Here is a 19,796-nt window from a genome sequence, read left to right as displayed (position 1 = left end):
TCCCCACCATAGCCGAAGCCGCTGTGGACACCTCACGATGAAGAGGCAGCCGCTGACAACGCGCCACTCCGTGGCGCTCTGCTCGATCCGATGAGCGCCACGGAGTGGCGCGCTCCCGGCCATGACCCCGCCGTCGCCGTATGATGGCGACACCTCCCCGGCGGGGCTGGGAGGAGCAGGGTTACCGGCTGCGCAGCACCGCGATGTTGAGGCGGCGTTCGCTGGCGCCGCCGAACTGCAGCGTGAGCGGGCCGCTCTCGGCGATCTCGAGCTGAACGCTGAGCCGGATGCGGGGACAATCCCAGCGGCGGGTCGAGGCGAGGATGGGCAGGCGGCGGTCGTCCTGGACGGCGTCGATCCAGGCGTCGCCCGACAAGGTCACCTGGTAGCGGCCGGCCGAGACCCATTCCAGCGTGACGGTGCCGCCCAGCCCGCCGTCGCGGCCGCGTTCCGGCGGCACCCGGTAGATCACCGTGCTGACCGGTTTCAGGAGCAGCGTGAAGGCGCCGTCCCTGGGCAGCGCCAGCTCGCTCTCGACGGCGGCAATGAAGCCGTCGCCGAACCATTCGCGCTCGCGCTCGACCGACCAGGCGAATTGGCCGCAGCCATCCTCGGCCGCGGCATGCCCGGCAAGGCCCGGTGCGACGCTGGCGAACAGGATGCCGGCAGTCAGGACGGCCCGCATCCCGCCATCATGATCACGCCCAGTTCGGCAGGCCAGACTTGATCGAGAAATTGTGATGGGCGGAGATCCAGCGCACCGTGCCGGTCTTCGAGCGCATCACGATCGAATGGGTCTCCGCGCCGTTGTGGAAGCGGCGCACGCCCTTCAGCATCGACCCTGACGTGACGCCGGTCGCGGCGAACATCACGTCGCCCTTGGCCATCTCGAGCATCGAGTACTTGCGGTTGAGGTCGGTGATGCCGAGACGGCGCGCCCGCCCCTTCTCGTCGTCGTTGCGGAACAACAGGCGGCCCTGGATCTGGCCGCCGATGGCGCGCAGCGCCGCCGCCGCCAGCACGCCTTCCGGCGCGCCGCCCGAGCCCATGTAGATGTCGATGCCCGAATCGCCGGTCGAGGTGGCGATGACGCCGGACACGTCGCCGTCGCCGATCAGCATGATGCGGGCGCCCGCCTCGCGCACCTTGGCGATCAGCTCGGCATGGCGCGGCCGGTCGAGGATGCAGACCACGAGGTCGGCGATGTCGACCTTCTTGGCTTTGGCAAGATCGGCGAGGTTCTGCTGCGGCGTCTTGTCGAGATCGACGACGCCTTCGGGCAGGCCGCCGCCGACCGCGACCTTGTCCATGTAAACATCGGGCGCATTGAGGAAGCCGCCATGCTCGGCCATGGCGATGACGGCCAGCGCATTGGGCAGGCCCTTGGCGGTGATGGTCGTGCCCTCGAGCGGGTCGAGCGCGATGTCGATCCTGGGCATGCCGTTCTGGGCCAAGCCGACCTTCTCGCCGATGAACAGCATCGGCGCCTCGTCGCGCTCGCCCTCGCCGATCACCACGGTGCCGTCGATCGACAGCGAGTTGAGCGTCGTGCGCATGGCGTCGACCGCCGCCTGGTCGGCCTTCTTCTCGTCGCCGCGCCCCATCAGCTTGGACGCGGCAAGGGCTGCCGCCTCGGTGACCCGCACCACCTCGAGCGCGAGATTGCGGTCGAGCTTCACGTCGTCGTTGGCCATCGTCTCCTCCGTCGGCGTCTCTTAGAGCATGTTCCGTCCGGCTGGAACAGCCGAACGGAACATGCCTCTTGCAACAACCAACTCCTGTGCGCGCATTCTCGATTTGATGGAACCGCGAGCGGTTCCATCAAATCGAGAATCGCTTTAGCGTTGGCGGGCCGCCGTGCAAAAACTCAAAACGCCTCGATCCTGATGACGCATGGCTCCTCGGCCACCGCCTTCAGCCTGGCGATGCGCGCCAGCGCCCGCCGCATCGCCGCTTCGTTGGTCTCGTGCGTGGTCAGCACGACCGGGACCTCGCCGGATTGCGAGCGGCCGCGCTGCAGCATCGATTCCAGGGAGATGCGTTCCTGGGCGAGCGCGCCCGAGACGGCGGCGATCACGCCCGGCCGGTCCTGCACCATCAGGCGCATGTAGTAGGCGCCCTCGTGCCGCTCCATCGGCGAGACCTTCTTGTCGGCAAGCCGCGCCGCCGGCACGACGAAGGCCGGCATCTCGCGGCCGCGTGCGACGTCGACCAGGTCGGCGACGACGGCCGACGCCGTCGGCCCCTGCCCGGCGCCGCGGCCCTGGAACATCGTCGTGCCGACGAAATCGCCTTCGACGACGACGGCGTTGAACACGCCCTCGATATGCGCGATCGGCGCGGCCAGCGGCACCATGCAGGGATGCACGCGCTGCTCGATGCCGTGGCTGGTCTCGCGCGCGAGGCCGAGCAGCTTGATGCGAAAGCCGAGCTCCTCGGCGAACTGGATGTCGCTCGCGCTGACGCGGCGGATGCCCTCGACATGCACGCCGGCAAAATTCACCTTGGCGCCGAACGCCGCGCCGGTCAGCACGGCGAGCTTGTGCGCGGCGTCGATGCCGTCGACGTCGAAGCTCGGATCGGCCTCGGCGTAGCCCGCCGCCTGCGCCTCGGCCAGCACGACGTCGAAGTCGCGGCCGGTCTCGCGCATGGTGGTGAGGATGTAGTTGCAGGTGCCGTTCAGGATGCCGTAGAGCCGCCGCACCCGGTTGCCGACCAGGCCTTCGCGCAGCGCCTTGATGATCGGGATGCCGCCGGCCACAGCCGCCTCGAAAGCGAGCATGCGCCCTTTCGCCTCGGCCGCGGCGGCGATCTCCGCGCCATGCATGGCGAGCAGCGCCTTGTTGGCGGTGACGACGTGCTTGCCCGAGCCGAGCGCCTTCTGCACCAGCCGGCGCGCCACGCCGCCCGAGCCGCCGATCAGCTCGACGACGACGTCGATGTCATCCGCCGTGGCGAGCGACAGCGGGTCGTTCTCCCAGCGCACGCCGGTCAGATCGATGTCGCGCTTCCGGGCCTTGCGGCGCGCGCTGACGGCGACGAGCTTGAGCGGCCGGCGGCCGGGCACGGCAAGCAGCTTGCCGTGCGCGGCCAGCAGCTTGACCACGCCGGACCCCACGGTGCCGAGTCCGGCGATGCCGATTCTGAGAGGTGACTTCATGACCGCCTGATACGACAGGTTGCGGCTAAGCGCGAGCCTTGATCGGCGTGATGTTGTCCCCCACCCCGCGCAGGTAGAGATCGATGGCGCGACCGGGATCGGCCATGACCTGGCGGATGTTGCGGATTGCCTGGCGGATCCGGTGCTTGTTCTCGACCAGCGCGATGCGGACATGGGCATCGCCGTGCTCGCCGAAACCGATGCCGGGCGAGACCGCGACGTTGGCCTGGGTCAACAGGAGCTTGGAGAAAGCGAGCGAGCCCAGCTCGGAGAAGGCCTGCGGGATGGGCGCCCAGGCGAACATGCTGGCCGACGGTGCCGGCAGCGTCCAACCGGCCGCCGCGAGGCCTTCGATCAGCACGTCGCGCCGCTCCTTGTAGGTGTTGCGCGCCTCGACGATGCAATCCTGCGGGCCGTTCAAGGCGGCGGTCGCGGCGACCTGGATCGGCGTGAAGGCGCCGTAGTCGAGATACGACTTGATGCGCGTCAGCGCCTGGATCAGCGTCTTGTTGCCGGCGGCGAAGCCGATGCGCCAGCCTGCCATCGAGTAGGTCTTGCTCATCGACGTGAACTCGACGGCGATCTCGCGCGCGCCCGGCACCTGCAGCACCGACGGCGGCGGCACGCCGTCGAAATAGATCTCGGCATAGGCGAGATCGCTCAGGATCCAGATGCCCTGGCGTTTGCAGAAATCGACGATGGCGGCATAGAAGTCGAGATCGACCACCTGCGCCGTCGGGTTCGACGGATAGTTGAGGACCAGCGCGATCGGCTTGGGGACGGTGTGGCGTACCGCGCGCTCGAGCGCCGGCAGGAACTCATCGAGCGAGGTGCTGCCCGGCACCGGGATGTGGCGCACCGAGCCGCCGGCGATGATGAAACCGTAGGGATGGATCGGGTAGCTGGGGTTGGGCACCAGCACGATGTCGCCCGGCGAGGTGATGGCCTGCGCGAGGTTGGCGAGCCCCTCCTTCGACCCGAGCGTGACGATGATCTCGCTCTCGGGGTCGAGCTCGACGCCGAAGCGCCGCGCATAGTAGGCAGCCTGCGCCTTGCGCAGGCCCGGGATGCCGCGCGAGGCCGAGTAGCCGTGGGCGCGCGGATTGCCGGCGGCCTCGGCAAGCTTGGCGACGATGTGCGGAGCCGTCGGCAGGTCGGGATTGCCCATGCCGAGATCGATGACGTCCTGGCCGGCGCCGCGCGCGCGGGCCTTCATGGCGTTCACCTCGGCGAAGACGTAGGGCGGCAGACGCTTGAGGCGGTGGAACTCCGAATCGTCCATTGTCGTTGTCCTCGAGGCCTAGAGCTCGACAGTGATGTCGGCCCGTCGATTGGCGGCAACGCCGCGGGGGGTCCTGGGATCGTAGATCGGCTCTGCGTCGGACGCGGCCTCGGCGACGATGCGATCGCGCGGCACGCCGAGCCGGACGAGCTGGCCGGCGATGGCGAGCGCCCGGCGGCGCGACACGTCCAGGTTGCCTTGCGCCAGAGCGGCGACCGACGAGCCGTAGGCATCCTCGGCCGCATGCGCCACGATGCGCACCCGCCCGCCGTTGCTGCGCTGGATCTCGGCGACCCGCTGCAGGATCGCCATGTCGGTGACCGTGAGATCCGACGACATCTGGGCGAACTGGATGACCGCGACGCGCCGGGTGCCGACGGAGGGTCGCGTCGGCTGCGGCGTCGAGGCTTGCGGGGACGCCGCGGCAACCTCGACGGCCGGACGCCCGCCGGGCGGCGTCCAGCCGGGCGGCGGCACGAAGGCGGCATTCGGATTGCGCGATGCCGGCGGCACCTCCGCCACGGACGCTGGGGCCGCGGTCGGCGCAGTGGCGACCTGCGTCGCTGCCGGCACCTGCGCAGAGGGCGGGCTCCAGCCCGGCGGCGGCACGAAGGCCTTGTTGACGTCGGCTCTGTTGGTGTTGGACTGGCGCGGCGCCTGGGCGCCACGCGTCGGCGCGGGCTCGGCAGCGGCCGTCGCCGGCGGCGCGGACTGTCCCGGCGACGTCCAGCCGTCCAGCGGGACGAAGGCCTTGTTGGGGTCGGCGCCGCGCGAGGCCGCTGCGGCCCGAGCGGGCGGAGGCGGCGTCTCGGGCACCGCCACGGCGGGCGGTGGCGGCGCGGGTGGCGCCGTTGTCGGCGCAGGCGCCGCTACGATCTGCTGGCCGGGAGGCGTCCAGCCCGGCGGCGGCACGAAGGCCTTGTTGACGTCTGCTTGCCGGGCGCGTGCCGGCGCCGGCGGTGGCGCGGGCTCCGCCGCCACAGGTGGTGGCGACGCGGGCCGCGGCGCCGGCGTGGCGATCTCTGGTTGTCTCGGCGGACTCCAGCCCGGTGGCGGCACGAACGCCTTGTTGGCATCGCGCGGGCGTGCGGTCGGGGCAACCGGCTCCGGCGGCGACGGCGGTGCGACCGCAGGCGGCGGCGGCATCATGATCTGCATCGTCTGCATCGGCGGCGACGTCGCGGGCGCGGCCGCCGCAACTTCCGATGTCGGCGGCGCCGACTGCCCCGGCGCGGTCCAGCCCGGTGGCGGCACGAAGGCCCTGTTCGGATCGGCCGCGCGGGATGGCCTTGCGGCAGCCGTCGAAGACGTCGGCACGGGAGCAGCCGGCGCAGGTGCGGCAGCAACTTCCGTGGTCGGCGGCGTCTGACCGGGTGCCGTCCAGCCCGGTGGCGGCACGAACGCCTTGTTGACGTCACCCCGCGGCGCGGGCGTTGCGACCGGCGGCGCCGGCGTGGCGGTCTGCGCCGGCGGCGTCGCGGTGGGTGCCGGCATCGGCGGCGGCCCAGGCTGAGGTGGAGGCGCGCTCTCGGCCACCGGCGGCGGCGGTGACGCCGGTTCGCTCCTCACCGGGGCTGCGGGCGCCATGCTCGCGCGGATCAGGCCCGAGGGCGCGTCTGCACTCGCGACCGCCGGCGTCACGGCCGCGGCCTGTCCTGGCGGCGACCATCCGGCGGGCGGCACGAAGGCCTTGTTGGGGTCGCCGGACGGCGCCTCGGTGCGTGGCGGCGGCGCGGCCGGCGGCGTGGACGATTCCGGTTCCGGCGCGGGCGGCGGTGCTGCCGGTGCCGGAGCCGGAGCCGGTGGTGCCGGCATGGCGGCCGGAGCCGGCGGTGCGGGTGCCGGTGGCGGCGTCCGCTCGGTCTGGACCGCCGGGCGCGGCTCAGGCATCGATCCGTCGCGCCCCAACTGTGCGCCCGCGGGACGTCCGGGCAACGTGCCGGCAGCGGTCAGCGGTTTCGCTGGCGGCGGCTCGTTGGCCCGGGCTTCCTTCTCGGCCGCTTCGCGTGCCTGCCGCTCCTCGCGCGCCTTGGCATCGCGCTCGGCGGCTTCCTTGTCGGAGGCCTCCTTCTGCGCCTTCTGGCCGCCTTTGGCTTCGACCAGCGAGCCGATCCGGGGTTGGCGGGTCTCGTCGGTGGCGGCAATGCCCGCGTCGTAGCCGCGCCCACCACTGGCCGACGGCAGGGCATTGGCGCCCTGGATCTGGCGGTCCGCACCCGGTCGCGCCTTGCCTGTCGGGGCATCGCTGCCGAACCACCCACAGCCGGTCAGCAGCGCCAAAGCAGAGACGCCGAGCAGGCCGCGCAGAATGCGCACGCTGCTGTTCCCGTCCACGTGTCGCCGCATCGCCGTCACCCGTTGCCCTCGTCCGTAAACCCTGCGCGTCCTTCCGTGTAGCGAAGTCCGAGAGGAAGTTTGACCCGTCAGTTGTCGCAGCCTACCTATGACGTCGGACGGCGGCTTGGGAAGACGGGTTCCGTGCCGGCCGCCGATCCGTGAAAGTATCGCAAGAAATGCCCCAAAGGCAATGATTCAGAAGGGGAAACGAATGTCGGAGACGTCAACCCCCAACGTCATTCCAGAGTTGACGTCGGCCGAGTCCGAAAAGATGCAGGCGGCGTTCCGGGACATCGCGCAGCGCAGCCAGAAGCTCCTGGAAAGCTTCGTCGAGCGGCAGAAGGCCGATGGCCCGCAGCCGGCCGATCCGCTGCGCCTCACCCAGACCTTCATGGATTTCACCGCCAAGCTGATGGCCGACCCCAACCGGCTGGTCCAGGCGCAGATCGAGCTTTGGCAGCAATACATGAAGCTGTGGCAGGTCACGGCGCAGCGCATGATGGGCCAGACGGTCGCCCCGCTGGTCGAGCCGGCCAAGGGCGACAAGCGGTTCAGCGATCCGGCGTGGAAGGACGAAGTCGTCTTCGACTATCTCAAGCAGTCCTACCTGCTGACCTCGCGTTGGCTGCAGGACAACGTCAAGCAGGTCGAGGGCCTCGACGACAAGACAGCGAAGAAGGTCGATTTCTACACCCGCCAGTTCATCGACGCCCTGTCGCCGTCGAACTTCGCGCTGACCAACCCGCAGGTCGTCAAGGCGACGGTCGAAAGCAAGGGCGAGAACCTGCTGAAGGGGCTGCAGAACCTGCTGACCGATCTCGAGCGCGGCAAGGGCAAGCTCGCCATCCGCCAGACCGACATGGCGGCCTTCAAGGTCGGCGAGAACGTCGCCACCTCGCCCGGCAAGGTGGTGTTCCAGAACGACCTGATCCAGCTGCTGCAGTACGCGCCGGCGACCGAACAGGTCTATGCCATGCCGCTGCTGATCGTGCCGCCGTGGATCAACAAGTTCTACATCCTCGACCTCAAGCCCGAGAACTCGTTCATCAAGTGGGCGACCGAGCAGGGCTACACGGTGTTCGTCATCTCCTGGGTCAATCCCGACGAGCGCCTGACCAAGCTGGTGTTCGAGGATTACATGAGATTGGGGCCGCTTGCCGCGTTGGACGCCATCGGGAAGGCGACCGGCGAGAGGAAGGTCTCGGCGATCGGCTACTGCATCGGCGGCACCCTGATGGCGGCGACGCTCGCTTACATGGCGGCGCGCGGCGACGACCGCATCGCCGCCTGCACGTTCTTCACCGCCCAGGTCGATTTCTCCGAGCCGGGCGAGCTCGGCGTCTTCATCGACGAGGACCAGCTCGCCAGCCTCGAGGACATGATGAGCAAGAAGGGCTATCTCGAAGGCAGCGAGATGGCGACGACCTTCAACATGCTGCGCGCCAACGACCTCATCTGGTCGTTCGTGGTCAACAATTACCTGATGGGCAAGGACCCCTTCCCGTTCGACCTGCTGTTCTGGAATGCCGACGCCACGCGTATGCCGGCGGCCATGCACAGCTACTACCTGCGCAACATGTACCAGAAGAACCTGCTGGTGCAGCCCGGCGCGCTCGCGCTCGACGGCGTGCCGATCGACCTGCGCAAGATCGACATCCCGATCTACCTGCAGGCCGGCAAGGAGGATCACATCGCGCCGGCCAAGTCGGTCTACAAGGCGACGCAGATTTTCTCCGGTCCGGTGCGCTTCATGCTGGCGGGCTCGGGCCACATCGCCGGCGTGGTCAACCCGCCGCGCAACAGGAAGTACCAGCACTGGCTGAACGAGACGCAGCACAACCCGCCGACCCTCGAGGAATGGCGCGCCGGCGCCCAGGAATTCCCGGGCTCGTGGTGGCACGATTGGGACAAATGGCTGTCGGCCAAGTCGGGCCCGAAGGTCCCGGCGCGCGTGCCCGGCGCCGGCGGCCTGCCGGCCCTCGAGGACGCGCCCGGCAGCTACGTCAAGGTGCGCACGATCGAGTGACCTCGTCGTCCTCCCCAGCTCTGCTGGGAGGTGTCTGCGTAATCGCGGACGGAGGGGTCATGAGTCGTGGAAGAGGGTTGAACCTGAGGCTCATGACCCCTCCGTCGCCGTATGACGGCGACACCTCCCCAACGAAGTTGGGGAGGATGATGACGCTACTCCGCTGCCTGGCGCTCGCCGGTCCTGTAGCGGCGGCTGAGCTTGACGTAGCCGTCGACGACGTCCTCGAAGGTCTCGTAGTCCTTCGGGGTAAGGTCGCGCATCTTCTTGGCCGGATTGCCGGCCCACAATTCGCCGCTGCGCACGATCTTGCCCGGCGTCACCAGGGCGCCGGCCGCGACCATGGCCCGGCTTTCGACGACGGCGCCATCGAGCACGCTGGCATGCATGCCGACGAAGGCCCCGTCCTGGACCTCGCAGGCGTGCAGCAGCGCCATGTGGCCGACCGACACGTTGCGGCCGACGATGGTCATGATGCCGCGCTTGGCGATGTGGACGACCGTGCCGTCCTGCAGGTTCGAGTTCTCGCCGATGCGGATGCCCGGCCCGTCGCCGCGCAGGATGCAGCCGAACCAGATGCTGACGTTGGCGCCGATCTCGACGTCGCCGACGAGCGTGACGTTGGGCGCGACGAAGGCCGACCTGTCGACCCTCGGCGTGAACCCGCCGAACGGGACGATCAGGCCGGACATCGATGCTTGCGTCGACGGCTCTTTCGACGGGCCGTCAGCGCTTCGAGAACTGGAAGCGGCGGCGGGCGCCGGCCCGGCCGTACTTCTTGCGCTCGACGACGCGGCTGTCGCGCGTCAGGAAGCCGTTCGCCTTCATGGCGCTGCGCAGCGCCGGCTCGAACTTGGCGAGCGCCTGGGCGATGCCGTGGCGCACCGCGCCCGCCTGGCCCGACAGCCCGCCGCCCGAGACGGTGGCGAACACGTCGAACTGCTCGCGCCTCTGCGACACGTCGAACGGCTGCTGGATGACCATCTGCTGGGTCGGCCGGGCGAAGTAGATCGTCTGGTCGCGGCCGTTGATGGTGATCTTGCCGGTGCCGGGCTTCACCCACACGCGGGCGACGGCGTTCTTGCGCCGGCCGGTCGCGTAGGCCCGGCCCTGGCTGTCGACTTCCCGCTCGCGCACCGCGGCCGGCACGGTCGTGCCGGCGATCGGCGCCTTCTTCAACTCGGCAAACGACGAAAGTTCGGTAGCCATATCAGCCGATCCTCGAGTTCTTGCGGTTCAGGGCAGCGACGTCGAGCTTCTCGGGCTGCTGCGCCTCGTGCTCGTGGTTGGGGCCCTTGAAGACCCGCAGGTTCTTCATCTGGGCACGTCCCAGCGGACCGCGCGTGATCATGCGCTCGACCGCCTTGACGATGACGCGCTCGGGGAAGCGGCCTTCCAGCCGCTTGCCCAAGGTCTCGCCCTTGATGCCGCCGGGATGGCCGGTGTGCCAGTAGAAGTACTCGCGCTCGGCCTTGCGGCCGGTCAGGCGCACCTTCTCGGCATTGACGACGATGATGTTGTCGCCGCAATCGATGTGCGGCGTGAAGGTCGGCTTGTGCTTGCCGCGCAGGCGCATGGCGATGATCGAGGCGAGGCGGCCAAGGACCAGCCCGTCGGCGTCGATCAGCACCCACTTCTTCTGCACGTCGGCAGTTTTGATACTGAAGGTTTTCATGGGTCTTTCTTCCGTGAGCGCGGGCTTATGCGCATAAACGCATGGCCTGTCAATCACTTAAGATTGCGGTATTATATTACCGCATCCCCGATCGGCCTCAATCCGGGCGGTATGGAGTAGGTCACCGTCGCATGCGCCACCGGATCTGGTTTGCCGTCGCTCCAGATCAAGAAGTCACCGACCGCCAGCGACCGCCCGAGCTTCAGGAGCCGGCCCTCCCCGATCAGGTCGGCCCGCTCGGGCTTGCGCATGAAGTTGATGTTGAGGTTGGTGGTCACCGCGTGCGCAACCGGTCCGAGGCGGCCCAGCAGCAACAGGTAGAAGCCGAAATCGGCCAGGAACATCAGGGTGGGTCCCGAGACGGTGCCGCCAGGCCTGAGATTGCGCTCGTAGGTCGGCAGGCGGATGCGAATGGTAGTGTCGTCGAGATGCTCGATCACCGCCCCGGCCTCGACGGCCTGGGGGAACTCCTTTCTGAGAAACTCCTGCAACTCGATGGGCGACATCACTGGCATGACGATCAAGGTCCTCCTATGTCAGGATGTAGCATGACCGAAGCGATCAACGAGCCCGTGCTGCTGCGCCGCGATGACGGCCGCGTCGCCATCCTCACGCTCAACCGGCCGAAGGCGATGAACGCGCTGTCGGGCGAGCTCATCGATGCCCTGCAGTCCGAGTTCGACAAGCTCGCCCGGGACAGGGAGATCCGCTGCGTCGTCATCGAGGCCGCCGGTCGCGCGTTCTGCGCCGGGCACGACCTGCGCGAGGTCCGCTCGACCGACGATTACGGCTTCCATCACGACCTGCTGACGCGCTGCTCGGCGATGATGATGTCGATCCGCCGCCTGCCCCAGCCGGTCATCGCCAAGGTGCATGCCATTGCGACGGCGGCCGGCTGCCAGCTCGTTGCCGCGTGCGATCTGGCAGTCGCCTCGACCGACGCGAAGTTCGCCACGCCGGGCGTCAATATCGGCCTGTTCTGCGGCACGCCCTCGGTGCCGCTCGGCCGCAATGTCGGCTCCAAGCGCGCCCTCGACATGCTGTTCACGGGCGAGCCGATCAGCGCCGAGAGCGCCCTGCGCGACGGCCTGGTGAGCCGCGTCGTGCCGCCGGCCGATCTCGACAGCACGACGCTGGAGGTCGCCCGCACGATCGCCAGCAAGTCGCCGCTGGTTCTGGCCCAGGGCAAGGAGCTGTTCCACAAGCACATGGAGATGGATGTCGAGAAGGCCTACGCCTACGCCACCGCCTACATGGCCGGCGCCGTCAAGCGCGAGGACGCCAGGCTCGGCATCGACGCCTTCGTGAACAAGCAGGGCCTGCCCGAGTGGACGGGGCGGTGAGCAATGACTGACATTGACATAAGGGTCCGAGTTCCAGCCGACCTGAAAGACCGTCTCGATGCCCTGGCACGTTCAACGAAGAGGAGCCTGAGCGACCTCGCAACCGATGCCTTGCGAACACTTACGGACCAGGAAGAGAGCGATATCGCGCACATAAGACGGGCGATGGAGGAGTCGAGGCAACCCAACGCTCGCATCGTTCCCCATAAGCAAGCGATGGACTGGATCCGCTCACGCGGGACGTCGACTCCCTTGCCCAAGCCGAAAGGCCGTCGCCGCACTCCGGCATGAAATCTCTCGAAGTCGTCTGGTCGGCTACCGCGCTGGCAGACCTTGACGAGATACTTGCCTACATTCGGGGACAGGATCCCGTAACGGCCGATCGCGTCGCTGCACGTATCAACGAGCGAGTAGGCACCCTGTCCATTCACCCTCGGCTTGGACGGGCAGGTCGAGTGCGTGGCACCCGAGAACTCGTCGTCGCCCCGTTCATCATTGCGTATGAGTTGGCAGGCGACCTTGTCGTGGTCTTGGCTGTCCTCCGCGGCCGGCGGCGCTGGCCTCGTTCATTCGTAAGGGGCGCGGGATCGGTTCGATGGTTGCCCTGATCTTTCTCAAGCAGCATTTGGCCAAAGGCGCTGGCAATTACCTGCCGAGTCGTAAGCAGGCAAATTAGATGACTTGCCATCTATTGGTAAGTCATCAATTATGAAGCATGCCTTCCCGACCCGCCGCCGGCCGCGATGCCTTCGGCTCGCTGCTCGCGCGGGCGGCGCGCCAGTGGCGGCGCGCCGCCGACCTTCACCTGCAACCCTATGCCCTGACCGAGGCGACCTGGCTGCCGCTGATCCGCATCGCGCGTGCGCCGATGCCGCCGCGGCAGAAGGATCTTGCCGAGTCGATGTCGCTCGACGGCTCGTCGGTCGTGCGCCTGCTCGACAATCTCGAGGCGGCCGGGCTGGTCCAGCGCAAGGAGGGCGCAAACGACCGCCGGGCCAAGGTCATCGTGCTGACGCCGCGCGGCCGCGCCATCGCCGACCAGGTCGAGACGATCTCGCGCCGCGTCCGCAGCGACGCCCTGGCCGGCCTGGCAGCAAAGGACATCGACACGGCGATCCGCGTGCTCGAGCATGTCTGCCGCGCGCTCGACGCCGCCCAGGGAGCCGACGCATGAGTGCGCCGCTCTGGCTGCTGACGCTGATCACCTTCAGCGGCACCTTCGCCATGCACAGCTTCGTGCCGGCCCTGCCCGAGGCGGCGCAGGCCCTGGGCGCCAGCCTGGCCGAGATGCAGGCGACGATGAGCGTCTACATCTTCGGCCTCGCCGTCGGCCAGCTTGCCTACGGCCCCTTGTCCGACCGGTTCGGCCGGCGACCGGTGCTGATGGTGGGCCTGGCGCTCTATGCCGCCGCCGGGCTGGGCGCCGCCTTCGTGTCGGATGCGCATGCCCTGATCGTCGCCCGCCTGCTGCAGGCGCTGGGCGGCAGCGCCGGGCTGGTGATCGGTCGCGCCATCGTGCGCGATTCGGCGCTGCCCCAGGAAGCCGGTCGGCGCATGGCGGTGATGAACCTGATGATCGTGCTCGGCCCGGGCCTGGCGCCGCTGGTCGGCGGCCTGCTCGCGGCGAGCCTGGGCTGGCGCTCGCTGTTCTTTGCCCTGGCGCTGCTCGGGATCGTCAACCTGCTGTTCAGCTGGCGCCTGCTGCCGGAGACCAGGTCAGCCGCCGCCATGCCCGGGATGTCCTCCCTGGCCCGCAACTACGGACGCCTTCTCGTGACGCCGGCCTTCGTCGGCTTCGCCATCGGCGGCGGCTGCGCGACGACGTCGATGTACGCCTTCCTCGGCGCCTCGCCCTTCATCTTCATGCAGCAGCTGCATCGCCCGGACTACGAGGTTGGCCTCTACCCCGCCATCGTGATGGCCGGCGTGTGGCTGGGAACGGTCGCCGCGACGCGGCTCATCCGCCGGCTGCCGATCGACCGCCTGGCCGTGGCGGCCAACCTGCTGAGCGTGCTTGCCTCCTTCGTGTTCCTCGCAGCGGTGCTGTCGAACCAGCTCACCGTGCTGCTGGCGATCGCACCGATGTTCGTGTTCGGCATCGGCGTCGGCATAGCCTCGCCGGCGGCCCTCACCCAGGCGCTCGGCGTCAACCCGACGGTGATCGGCTCGGCCTCTGGCCTGTATGGATTCTCGCAGATGGGCGTGGGCGCGATCTGCACCGCCCTGGTCGGCGTCGGCGCCAATCCCGCCCTCACGACGGCGGTCATCCTGGTCGGCGCCGGCGTGGTCGGTCAGATCGCGTTCTGGTTCGCGCTGCGCCGCCGGCAGCCCTCGGCCTCATAGAGGCTGACATTGTCCGAAGGGACGTCATTCGCTGGGAGCGCGCCACTCCGATGGCGCCAAACTTTTCTCCTCCCCAGCTTCGCTGGGGAGAAGAAGTGAAAGTTGGCGCGCTCCCGGCGATGAACGCGGCTACTGCCGCCAGTCGGTGCCCTTGCCCTCGATCAGGCGGACCGCCGCCTTCCAGTCGGACACGCCGAACTCCGGCGAGGCGCGCTGCTGGCGCGCCCGCTCGCCGTAGCGGCGCACGACCTCGTCGTCGATCGGCGCCGGCTCCTCGTCGAGGCCGCGGGCGATGATCTCGACCTCGCAGGCGCGCTCCAGCATGTAGAGCCGGCGCAGCGCCGCCGGGACGGTGGCGCCGACCGAGAGCAGGCCGTGATTGCGCAGCACCACCGAGCTGCCCTTCTGGCAGGTGACGCCGAGCGCCTCGCACTCCTCTTCCGAGGTCGGCATGCCGTACTCGTGGTAGACGACCTCGTCGAGCACGGCGAGCGCATCCTGGCTGATCGGCCGCAGGCCCTTCTTCAGCACCGAGATGCCGGTGCCGGCGCGGGTATGGGTGTGCATCACGCAATTGACGTCGGGCCGCGCCTTGTAGACGCCGCTGTGGATGGTGAAGCCGGCGGCGTTGAAGCTGCCGTCGTCGCTGTAGACCTTGCCGTCGAGGTCCATCTTGACCAGGCTCGAGGCGGTGATCTCGTGGAACAGGTCGCCGTAATTGTTGATCAGGAAGCACTTCGGATCGTCGGCGATGCGCACTGTCATGTGGGTGTTGATGGTGTCGGTCCAGCCGTAGGCATCGGTGATCCGATAGAGCGCCGCGAGATCGCAGCGCGCCTGCCACTCGGCGTCGGTCATGTTGAGACGGCCCTGCTGAACAACGGTATCCATCGCTTCATCCCTTTCGTTAGCCGACGTTCATGCCCTTCATGAAGGTCGACGGAACCACGCTCTTCACCGATTGCGCGCGCTTGGCGAGCCAGTAGGCCTGCGCCGGCGGCACCGAGCCGAACTGCTTGTCGACCCCGAGCTTCTGCGCGGCGTCCATCGGCCAGTTGGGATTGTAAAGCAACTCACGCGCCAGGGCGATCAGGTCTGCCCTGCCCTCCTGCAGGATCTGCTCTGCCTGATCGGCATGGACGATCAGGCCGACTGCCATGGTCATGATGTCGGCGTCGCGCCGCAGGCGCTCGGCATACGGCACCTGGTAGCCGTAGGTCACCGGCCCGGCGCTCACCACCGGCGAGCCGCGCATGCCGCCCGAGCTGCAGTCGATCACGTCGACGCCCTTGGGCTTCAGGATCCTGGCCAGGGCCACGCTCTGGTCGGGCCCCCAGCCGGCGTCGTCCTCGACCGAGAAGCGCACGAACAAGGGCTTGCTGGCCGGCCAGTGCGCCCGCACGCTTTCCACCACCTCGATGCAGAAGCGCATGCGGTTGAGCTCGCTGCCGCCATACTCGTCGTTGCGCAGGTTGGAGAACGGCGATAGGAACTGGTGGATGAGGTAGCCGTGCGCGGCATGGACGTCGAGCACGTCGAAGCCCGCCTCGTGGGCGCGCCGCGCCGCCTGGCCCCAGCGCTCGACCACCTCGGGGATCTCGGCGCGCATCAGTGCGCGCGGCGTCGGATCGGTCTCCGGCGAGCTGCGGCCGCTCGACGACACCAGCTCCCAGGCCTCCCAATCGTCGATCTCGGGCGACGGGGTGAGCGGCGCCCCGCCCTCCCACGGCCGGAAGCGGCGGGCCTTGCGCCCGGAGTGGCCGAGCTGGATGCCCGGCACGGCATTGTGCTCGCGGATGAACTCGACGCAGCGCTTCAGGCCAGGGATGAAGGCGTCGTCCCAGATGCCGAGGTCGCCCACCGTCCCGCAGCCGCGCCGCTCGACCTTGGTCGATTCCATGATCACCAGCCCGGCGCCGCCGGCGGCGTAGCGCCCGGCATTCATCAGGTGCCAGTCGGTGGCGAAACCCTTGACCGCCGCGTACTGGTGCATGGGCGCCACCACGACGCGGTTCTTCAGCGTCACGTCACGCAGGGAAATCGGTTCGAAAAGCAGGGGTCCCGACATGTATACTCCTTGCATGACCGCCGTGATCCACGACCGTTACGAGGATTCCTACCTGCGCAAAATCCTGCGCGAGTGCAAGACAATCGCCATGGTCGGCGCCTCGGCGAGCTGGAATCGGCCGAGCTATTTCGCCATGAAGTACCTGCTCGACCGCGGCTACCGGGTCATCCCGGTCAATCCCGCGGCGGCCGGCCAGGAGATCATGGGCCAGAAGGTCTACGCGGCCCTGGCCGAGCTGCCGGTCGAGGCCGACATGGTCGACATCTTCCGCAACTCCGAGGCGGCCGGCGCGATCACCGACGACGCCATCGTGCATGGCGCCAAGGTGGTGTGGATGCAGCTCGGCGTGCGCAACGACGCTGCCGCCAAGCGGGCCGAGGCCGCCGGCCTGCGCGTGGTGATGAACCGCTGCCCCAAGATCGAGCACTCCCGCCTGGCCGGCACCATCGAATGGCACGGCATCGCCAGCGGCGTGATCAGCAGCCGGAAGCGGGCGCTCTGACGGATTAACCCTTTCCCTTGTCTGGCTCCGCGGTCTCGCGGAGCTTCCGAGCAATCTCGTATTCCTCGGCATAGGGGTTCAACGCCGGGTGCTCGGCATAGATCATTCTTGAAATGTCACACAATTCAGCCATCGCCGCGCCAATCTTCAGCATGACGTCGCGGCACTCCGAGTCCGGGGCATTCTCCCGAACATAGTCGGCGCCCCCTGCAACAATGCGCGGGACGCCGTCATCCATCCCCTCCAATTGCGGAGCCGAGTCAGCACGCATCGTCATTCCTCGCATGTGGCGTATGACGATAGCACAGCCAGGGTTTAGCCTCATTCAGGGCCACGCCAACTCTCCGTCGATCCTGCCGTCGGCGCTGAGCGCCTGTGACAAAACAAGTGCTCCAAACCCCGATCGTTACGATGGGTGCGCGCGACAACGACTCTGTCATCCCGAGCGTAGCGAAGGGGACCTTTCCTGCCGCCTCAAAGGTCCCTCGCCAAGCTCGGGATGACAACCTTGTCGTATGCCACTCAATCTCGTGAAACGAAGCGTTTGTTTCCTCAAAGCCTCTGGGCGGCAACCGTTCACCGCATGATCACACCCCTCTCCCGGGTGCTGGCGCATCGTTGGGTGCCAAATCCCACCCGGCAATGTGGAGAGGATGCGATGGACGACGCCAGGCGGCATTTCGTGGCTGGCGCTGCGGCGCTGGCAGCGCTCGGGCCGGGCGTCGTGCGCGCCCAGGACAAACGCCCGTCCCAGGCCGCCCAGATACCGACGCCGGCTGACCCGACGGACTTCGAGGCCGCCTTGCGCGCAGCCTTCGCGCACGGCGACGTGCTCAACTGGGCCGGCGGCAACGTGCGCCTGAAGCGCCCCATCGCCATCGATGTGGCCCGGTCGCTGACGACCGCCGGCGTCGACCTGAACGGCGCCAAGATCGTCGCCGACTTCAATGACGCCATTGGATGCCTGCCGCATCGAAGGCTACAGCGGCTTCGAAGGCGGGATGAAGCTGGCGAAGGTGGACGGCGTCGGCTCGGTGACCTTGCGCGACTGCGGCGAGCGGTCCGACCTCGACCTCAGGGGGGCGATATCAGTTAAGACGGTTTGATACTTCTTCATGCAGACCCTGTAGCATCGGCGCGAAGGGAGAGACGCATGAAGTTCGGGGTCTTCGATCACATGGATCGGGCCGGTGCCAATCTCGGCCGGCAGTTCGACGAGCGGCTGCGGCTGATCGAGCTCTACGAGAAGGCGGGCTTCCATGCCTATCACCTGGCCGAGCATCACGCGACGCCGCTCGGCATGGCGCCGTCGCCCAGCGTGTTCCTCGCCGCGGTGGCCCAGCGCACCACGCGCCTGCGCTTCGGGCCGCTCGTCTACACCCTCAACCTCTACCATCCGCTGCGCCTGATCGACGAGATCTGCATGCTCGACCAGATGAGCGGCGGCCGGCTCGAGCTCGGCATCGGTCGCGGCATCTCGCCGTACGAGGTCGGCTACTACGGCGTCGATCCGGCCACCGGCCCGGAGCGCTTCGCCGAGGCGCTCGACGTGATCCTGAAGGGTCTCACCCAGCCGCGGCTCGACCATGCCGGCAAGTACTTCACCTTCAAGGACGTGCCGATGGAGATGCAGCCGGTCCAGCGGCCCTACCCGCCGCTGTGGTACGGCGCCAACTCGCTCGAGAGTGCCGACCGGCTGGCCAAGCAGGCGTGCAACACGGCCGTCGGCATGAAAGCCGACGGCGTCGGCCGGTTCTCGGCGCGCTATCGCGCGGCCTGGCAGGCGCTCGGCCGCGATCCGCAGACGATGCCCCTGATCGGGCTCAGCCGGCACATCGTGGTCGGCGACACCGATCGCGAGGCGCAGAGTGCCGCCAAGCGCGCCTTCCTGCTGTGGTACGACGCGCTGATCCATCTGTGGCGCGCGCACGGTGTCGGCCTGCCGCGCCAGTTGATCCCGGCCGAGTTCGACGACGCGCTGGCCCAGGGCTACATCATCGCCGGCTCGCCCTCGACCGTGCGCGAGCGCATGAAGAAGGACAACGACATCGCCGGCATCAACTACTGCCTGTGCCGGCTCGCCTTCGGCGACCTGTCGTTCGAGGAGTCGGCGCGCTCGGTCGAGCTGTTCGCCAAGGAAGTCATGCCGGCGTTGTGAACACGTGAGGAAAGGCCGCCGGGTAGGTGGGGACGTTTCCGCCCCCACCCCCCACAGTCCCGGACGTGCAGAATTACCGCATCCGGTTCTTCACGAGGGAGTTTTGCTCAAACGGTGTACCGGTGAGTGATGCGGGCTTTGGGAAGTGGATGCTGCTGGAGCAGCACGTTCATCTGGTCCCAGTCGAAGTCTCCGAGAGCGCTTCGCTTGGCCAGCCACCTTTTCCAGGTTCGCGCGAGCTCATGGCCGTACCGGCGCAGCCGGGTGATGTTGCCCGACATGCCGTAGTAGCCGTAGTGCCCGCGCGCCATGGCGCTGAGATGAGTGTGCTGGTCGGGGATCGACTCGTGCCGGTGCGTCCGACACCAATCGCTGACCGCTGCCAGGGCACGCGCAAGCCGGCTCTTCGCCGTCACCTGCCGGATCACGTCGTAGCCTCGCCGCGACTTGCCCCACACGTGGGTGAAGCCGAGGAAGTCGAACGTCGTGCCGTCGGTCCCTGACCCATCTCCTCCGTCCGGCCGATCCGGCCGGAAGTCGACGAACCGCGTCTTGCTCGGGTGGATCTCCAGTCCATACCGCTCAAACCGCGCGCCCAGCACCGCCAATACCCGCTCGGCATCGTCCTTGTGTTCGAACGCCATCACGAAGTCGTCGGCGAACCGGACCAGCGTGCTCCGCCCGCGCAGCTGAGGCCGCACCGTGCCCTCGTACCAGTCGTCCAGCACGTAGTGCAGGTAGACGTTCGCGAGCAACGGTGAGTCCACGCCCCGAACGCAAAAGGTAACTTCCGCGATGCGAGCCTGTTGAGCGGCCATTTGTCGGCGCTTCGCCGCCTCCAGCGGGCTCATCGGCGATAGGGATGGAGTGGCGGATCACGATTTTATCTTCGCCGACGAGGA

General features: G+C 68.1%; 22 protein-coding genes. 9 read left to right on the top strand and 13 right to left on the bottom strand.

Going from position 1 to position 19,796, the window contains the following annotated elements; all coding sequences use genetic code 11:
- Nucleotides 1–181: 181 nt before the first annotated feature.
- From ACILR9_RS29340 to ACILR9_RS29320, 5 genes are all read right to left on the bottom strand, one after another.
- Nucleotides 182–685, bottom strand: coding sequence for a hypothetical protein (locus ACILR9_RS29340; RefSeq protein ID WP_395713524.1), 504 nt, complete (start codon nucleotides 683–685; stop codon nucleotides 182–184).
- 13 nt (nucleotides 686–698) lie between these two features.
- A complete protein-coding gene (gene glpX / locus ACILR9_RS29335; RefSeq protein WP_395713523.1) occupies nucleotides 699–1,694 on the bottom strand; it encodes a class II fructose-bisphosphatase in 996 nt (331 codons plus the stop codon).
- Nucleotides 1,695–1,867: 173 nt separating this feature from the next.
- Nucleotides 1,868–3,160, bottom strand: a complete 1,293-nt coding sequence (locus ACILR9_RS29330; protein WP_395713522.1) for a homoserine dehydrogenase — start codon at nucleotides 3,158–3,160, stop codon at nucleotides 1,868–1,870.
- Nucleotides 3,161–3,185: 25 nt separating this feature from the next.
- A complete protein-coding gene (locus ACILR9_RS29325; protein WP_395713521.1) occupies nucleotides 3,186–4,442 on the bottom strand; it encodes an LL-diaminopimelate aminotransferase in 1,257 nt (418 codons plus the stop codon).
- Nucleotides 4,443–4,460: 18 nt separating this feature from the next.
- Complete coding sequence (locus tag ACILR9_RS29320; protein ID WP_395713520.1) at nucleotides 4,461–6,758, bottom strand: OmpA family protein; 2,298 nt, start codon at nucleotides 6,756–6,758, stop codon at nucleotides 4,461–4,463.
- A 232-nt stretch (nucleotides 6,759–6,990) separates the two neighbouring features.
- On the opposite strand from ACILR9_RS29320, the gene ACILR9_RS29315 reads away from it, so the two are divergent.
- Nucleotides 6,991–8,805, top strand: coding sequence for a PHA/PHB synthase family protein (locus ACILR9_RS29315; RefSeq protein ID WP_395713519.1), 1,815 nt, complete (start codon nucleotides 6,991–6,993; stop codon nucleotides 8,803–8,805).
- A 155-nt stretch (nucleotides 8,806–8,960) separates the two neighbouring features.
- Here the strand turns inward: ACILR9_RS29315 and ACILR9_RS29310 are convergent, their stop codons facing one another.
- The 4 genes from ACILR9_RS29310 to ACILR9_RS29295 all read right to left on the bottom strand — a co-directional run bounded on the left by ACILR9_RS29310 (nucleotide 8,961) and on the right by ACILR9_RS29295 (nucleotide 10,995).
- Nucleotides 8,961–9,497 (bottom strand): gamma carbonic anhydrase family protein, encoded by a 537-nt coding sequence (locus ACILR9_RS29310; RefSeq protein WP_395713518.1) that lies wholly within the window; start codon nucleotides 9,495–9,497, stop codon nucleotides 8,961–8,963.
- A 34-nt stretch (nucleotides 9,498–9,531) separates the two neighbouring features.
- Nucleotides 9,532–10,014 (bottom strand): 30S ribosomal protein S9, encoded by a 483-nt coding sequence (gene rpsI, locus ACILR9_RS29305; RefSeq protein WP_395713517.1) that lies wholly within the window; start codon nucleotides 10,012–10,014, stop codon nucleotides 9,532–9,534.
- Nucleotide 10,015: 1 nt separating this feature from the next.
- A complete protein-coding gene (rplM, locus tag ACILR9_RS29300) occupies nucleotides 10,016–10,480 on the bottom strand; it encodes a 50S ribosomal protein L13 (protein WP_395713516.1) in 465 nt (154 codons plus the stop codon).
- 71 nt (nucleotides 10,481–10,551) lie between these two features.
- Nucleotides 10,552–10,995: a PaaI family thioesterase gene (locus ACILR9_RS29295; protein WP_395713559.1), complete on the bottom strand. Its 444-nt coding sequence runs from the start codon at nucleotides 10,993–10,995 to the stop codon at nucleotides 10,552–10,554.
- A gap of 33 nt (nucleotides 10,996–11,028) precedes the next feature.
- Here ACILR9_RS29295 and ACILR9_RS29290 point away from each other — a divergent pair, with 33 nt between their 5' ends.
- The 5 genes from ACILR9_RS29290 to ACILR9_RS29270 all read left to right on the top strand — a co-directional run bounded on the left by ACILR9_RS29290 (nucleotide 11,029) and on the right by ACILR9_RS29270 (nucleotide 14,166).
- Nucleotides 11,029–11,823 (top strand): enoyl-CoA hydratase, encoded by a 795-nt coding sequence (locus tag ACILR9_RS29290; RefSeq protein WP_395713515.1) that lies wholly within the window; start codon nucleotides 11,029–11,031, stop codon nucleotides 11,821–11,823.
- A gap of 3 nt (nucleotides 11,824–11,826) precedes the next feature.
- Complete coding sequence (locus tag ACILR9_RS29285) at nucleotides 11,827–12,114, top strand: CopG family ribbon-helix-helix protein (RefSeq protein WP_395713514.1); 288 nt, start codon at nucleotides 11,827–11,829, stop codon at nucleotides 12,112–12,114.
- Nucleotides 12,111–12,431, top strand: a complete 321-nt coding sequence (locus tag ACILR9_RS29280; protein ID WP_395713513.1) for a type II toxin-antitoxin system RelE/ParE family toxin — start codon at nucleotides 12,111–12,113, stop codon at nucleotides 12,429–12,431. Before ACILR9_RS29285 ends, ACILR9_RS29280 begins: the two co-directional genes overlap by 4 nt.
- 107 nt (nucleotides 12,432–12,538) lie before the next feature.
- Nucleotides 12,539–12,997 carry a MarR family winged helix-turn-helix transcriptional regulator gene (locus tag ACILR9_RS29275; protein ID WP_395713512.1) on the top strand — a complete coding sequence of 153 codons (459 nt, stop codon included), beginning with the start codon at nucleotides 12,539–12,541 and terminating at the stop codon, nucleotides 12,995–12,997.
- Nucleotides 12,994–14,166 carry a multidrug effflux MFS transporter gene (locus tag ACILR9_RS29270; RefSeq protein WP_395713511.1) on the top strand — a complete coding sequence of 391 codons (1,173 nt, stop codon included), beginning with the start codon at nucleotides 12,994–12,996 and terminating at the stop codon, nucleotides 14,164–14,166. The genes ACILR9_RS29275 and ACILR9_RS29270 overlap by 4 nt, the downstream gene beginning before the upstream one ends.
- Before the next feature lie 129 nt (nucleotides 14,167–14,295).
- Here ACILR9_RS29270 and ACILR9_RS29265 read toward each other — a convergent pair whose 3' ends face one another.
- The gene (locus ACILR9_RS29265; RefSeq protein WP_395713510.1) at nucleotides 14,296–15,057 is read right to left on the bottom strand and encodes a class II aldolase/adducin family protein; all 762 of its coding nucleotides are present in this window, start codon (nucleotides 15,055–15,057) and stop codon (nucleotides 14,296–14,298) included.
- 16 nt (nucleotides 15,058–15,073) lie between these two features.
- Nucleotides 15,074–16,234: an NADH:flavin oxidoreductase/NADH oxidase gene (locus ACILR9_RS29260; RefSeq protein ID WP_395713509.1), complete on the bottom strand. Its 1,161-nt coding sequence runs from the start codon at nucleotides 16,232–16,234 to the stop codon at nucleotides 15,074–15,076.
- Nucleotides 16,235–16,256: 22 nt separating this feature from the next.
- Here ACILR9_RS29260 and ACILR9_RS29255 point away from each other — a divergent pair, with 22 nt between their 5' ends.
- Nucleotides 16,257–16,736, top strand: a complete 480-nt coding sequence (locus ACILR9_RS29255) for a CoA-binding protein (protein ID WP_395713558.1) — start codon at nucleotides 16,257–16,259, stop codon at nucleotides 16,734–16,736.
- 4 nt (nucleotides 16,737–16,740) lie between these two features.
- Here the strand turns inward: ACILR9_RS29255 and ACILR9_RS29250 are convergent, their stop codons facing one another.
- The gene (locus tag ACILR9_RS29250) at nucleotides 16,741–17,007 is read right to left on the bottom strand and encodes a hypothetical protein (RefSeq protein WP_395713508.1); all 267 of its coding nucleotides are present in this window, start codon (nucleotides 17,005–17,007) and stop codon (nucleotides 16,741–16,743) included.
- A 387-nt stretch (nucleotides 17,008–17,394) separates the two neighbouring features.
- Between ACILR9_RS29250 and ACILR9_RS29245 the strand changes: the two genes are divergently transcribed.
- Together ACILR9_RS29245 and ACILR9_RS29240 are read left to right on the top strand one after the other, a co-directional pair.
- Complete coding sequence (locus ACILR9_RS29245) at nucleotides 17,395–17,832, top strand: hypothetical protein (RefSeq protein WP_395713507.1); 438 nt, start codon at nucleotides 17,395–17,397, stop codon at nucleotides 17,830–17,832.
- A gap of 57 nt (nucleotides 17,833–17,889) precedes the next feature.
- Entirely contained in the window at nucleotides 17,890–18,894 is a 1,005-nt protein-coding gene (locus ACILR9_RS29240) for an LLM class flavin-dependent oxidoreductase (protein ID WP_395713506.1), read from the top strand.
- A 107-nt stretch (nucleotides 18,895–19,001) separates the two neighbouring features.
- Here ACILR9_RS29240 and ACILR9_RS29235 read toward each other — a convergent pair whose 3' ends face one another.
- Nucleotides 19,002–19,649 (bottom strand): reverse transcriptase domain-containing protein, encoded by a 648-nt coding sequence (locus ACILR9_RS29235; RefSeq protein ID WP_395713505.1) that lies wholly within the window; start codon nucleotides 19,647–19,649, stop codon nucleotides 19,002–19,004.
- Between the last annotated feature and the right edge of the window lie 147 nt (nucleotides 19,650–19,796).

Origin of the sequence: Reyranella sp. (assembly GCF_044224635.1) — a bacterium.
GTDB lineage: Bacteria > Pseudomonadota > Alphaproteobacteria > Reyranellales > Reyranellaceae > Reyranella.
This window is presented reverse-complemented; position numbering and strand designations above follow the sequence as displayed.

Bases quoted from the DNA above. Each gene is read 5' to 3' on its own strand.
- ACILR9_RS29285 (WP_395713514.1), top strand. From the start codon at position 11,827: ATGACTGACATTGACATAAGGGTCCGAGTTCCAGCCGACCTGAAAGAC.
- ACILR9_RS29330 (WP_395713522.1), bottom strand. From the start codon at position 3,160: ATGAAGTCACCTCTCAGAATCGGCATCGCCGGACTCGGCACCGTGGGG.
- rplM (WP_395713516.1), bottom strand. From the start codon at position 10,480: ATGAAAACCTTCAGTATCAAAACTGCCGACGTGCAGAAGAAGTGGGTG.
- ACILR9_RS29325 (WP_395713521.1), bottom strand. From the start codon at position 4,442: ATGGACGATTCGGAGTTCCACCGCCTCAAGCGTCTGCCGCCCTACGTC.
- glpX (WP_395713523.1), bottom strand. From the start codon at position 1,694: ATGGCCAACGACGACGTGAAGCTCGACCGCAATCTCGCGCTCGAGGTG.
- ACILR9_RS29310 (WP_395713518.1), bottom strand. From the start codon at position 9,497: ATGTCCGGCCTGATCGTCCCGTTCGGCGGGTTCACGCCGAGGGTCGAC.
- rpsI (WP_395713517.1), bottom strand. From the start codon at position 10,014: ATGGCTACCGAACTTTCGTCGTTTGCCGAGTTGAAGAAGGCGCCGATC.
- ACILR9_RS29260 (WP_395713509.1), bottom strand. From the start codon at position 16,234: ATGTCGGGACCCCTGCTTTTCGAACCGATTTCCCTGCGTGACGTGACG.
- ACILR9_RS29295 (WP_395713559.1), bottom strand. From the start codon at position 10,995: ATGCCAGTGATGTCGCCCATCGAGTTGCAGGAGTTTCTCAGAAAGGAG.
- ACILR9_RS29280 (WP_395713513.1), top strand. From the start codon at position 12,111: ATGAAATCTCTCGAAGTCGTCTGGTCGGCTACCGCGCTGGCAGACCTT.
- ACILR9_RS29275 (WP_395713512.1), top strand. From the start codon at position 12,539: ATGCCTTCCCGACCCGCCGCCGGCCGCGATGCCTTCGGCTCGCTGCTC.
- ACILR9_RS29315 (WP_395713519.1), top strand. From the start codon at position 6,991: ATGTCGGAGACGTCAACCCCCAACGTCATTCCAGAGTTGACGTCGGCC.
- ACILR9_RS29265 (WP_395713510.1), bottom strand. From the start codon at position 15,057: ATGGATACCGTTGTTCAGCAGGGCCGTCTCAACATGACCGACGCCGAG.
- ACILR9_RS29240 (WP_395713506.1), top strand. From the start codon at position 17,890: ATGAAGTTCGGGGTCTTCGATCACATGGATCGGGCCGGTGCCAATCTC.
- ACILR9_RS29270 (WP_395713511.1), top strand. From the start codon at position 12,994: ATGAGTGCGCCGCTCTGGCTGCTGACGCTGATCACCTTCAGCGGCACC.
- ACILR9_RS29290 (WP_395713515.1), top strand. From the start codon at position 11,029: ATGACCGAAGCGATCAACGAGCCCGTGCTGCTGCGCCGCGATGACGGC.
- ACILR9_RS29340 (WP_395713524.1), bottom strand. From the start codon at position 685: ATGCGGGCCGTCCTGACTGCCGGCATCCTGTTCGCCAGCGTCGCACCG.
- ACILR9_RS29245 (WP_395713507.1), top strand. From the start codon at position 17,395: ATGGACGACGCCAGGCGGCATTTCGTGGCTGGCGCTGCGGCGCTGGCA.
- ACILR9_RS29250 (WP_395713508.1), bottom strand. From the start codon at position 17,007: ATGCGTGCTGACTCGGCTCCGCAATTGGAGGGGATGGATGACGGCGTC.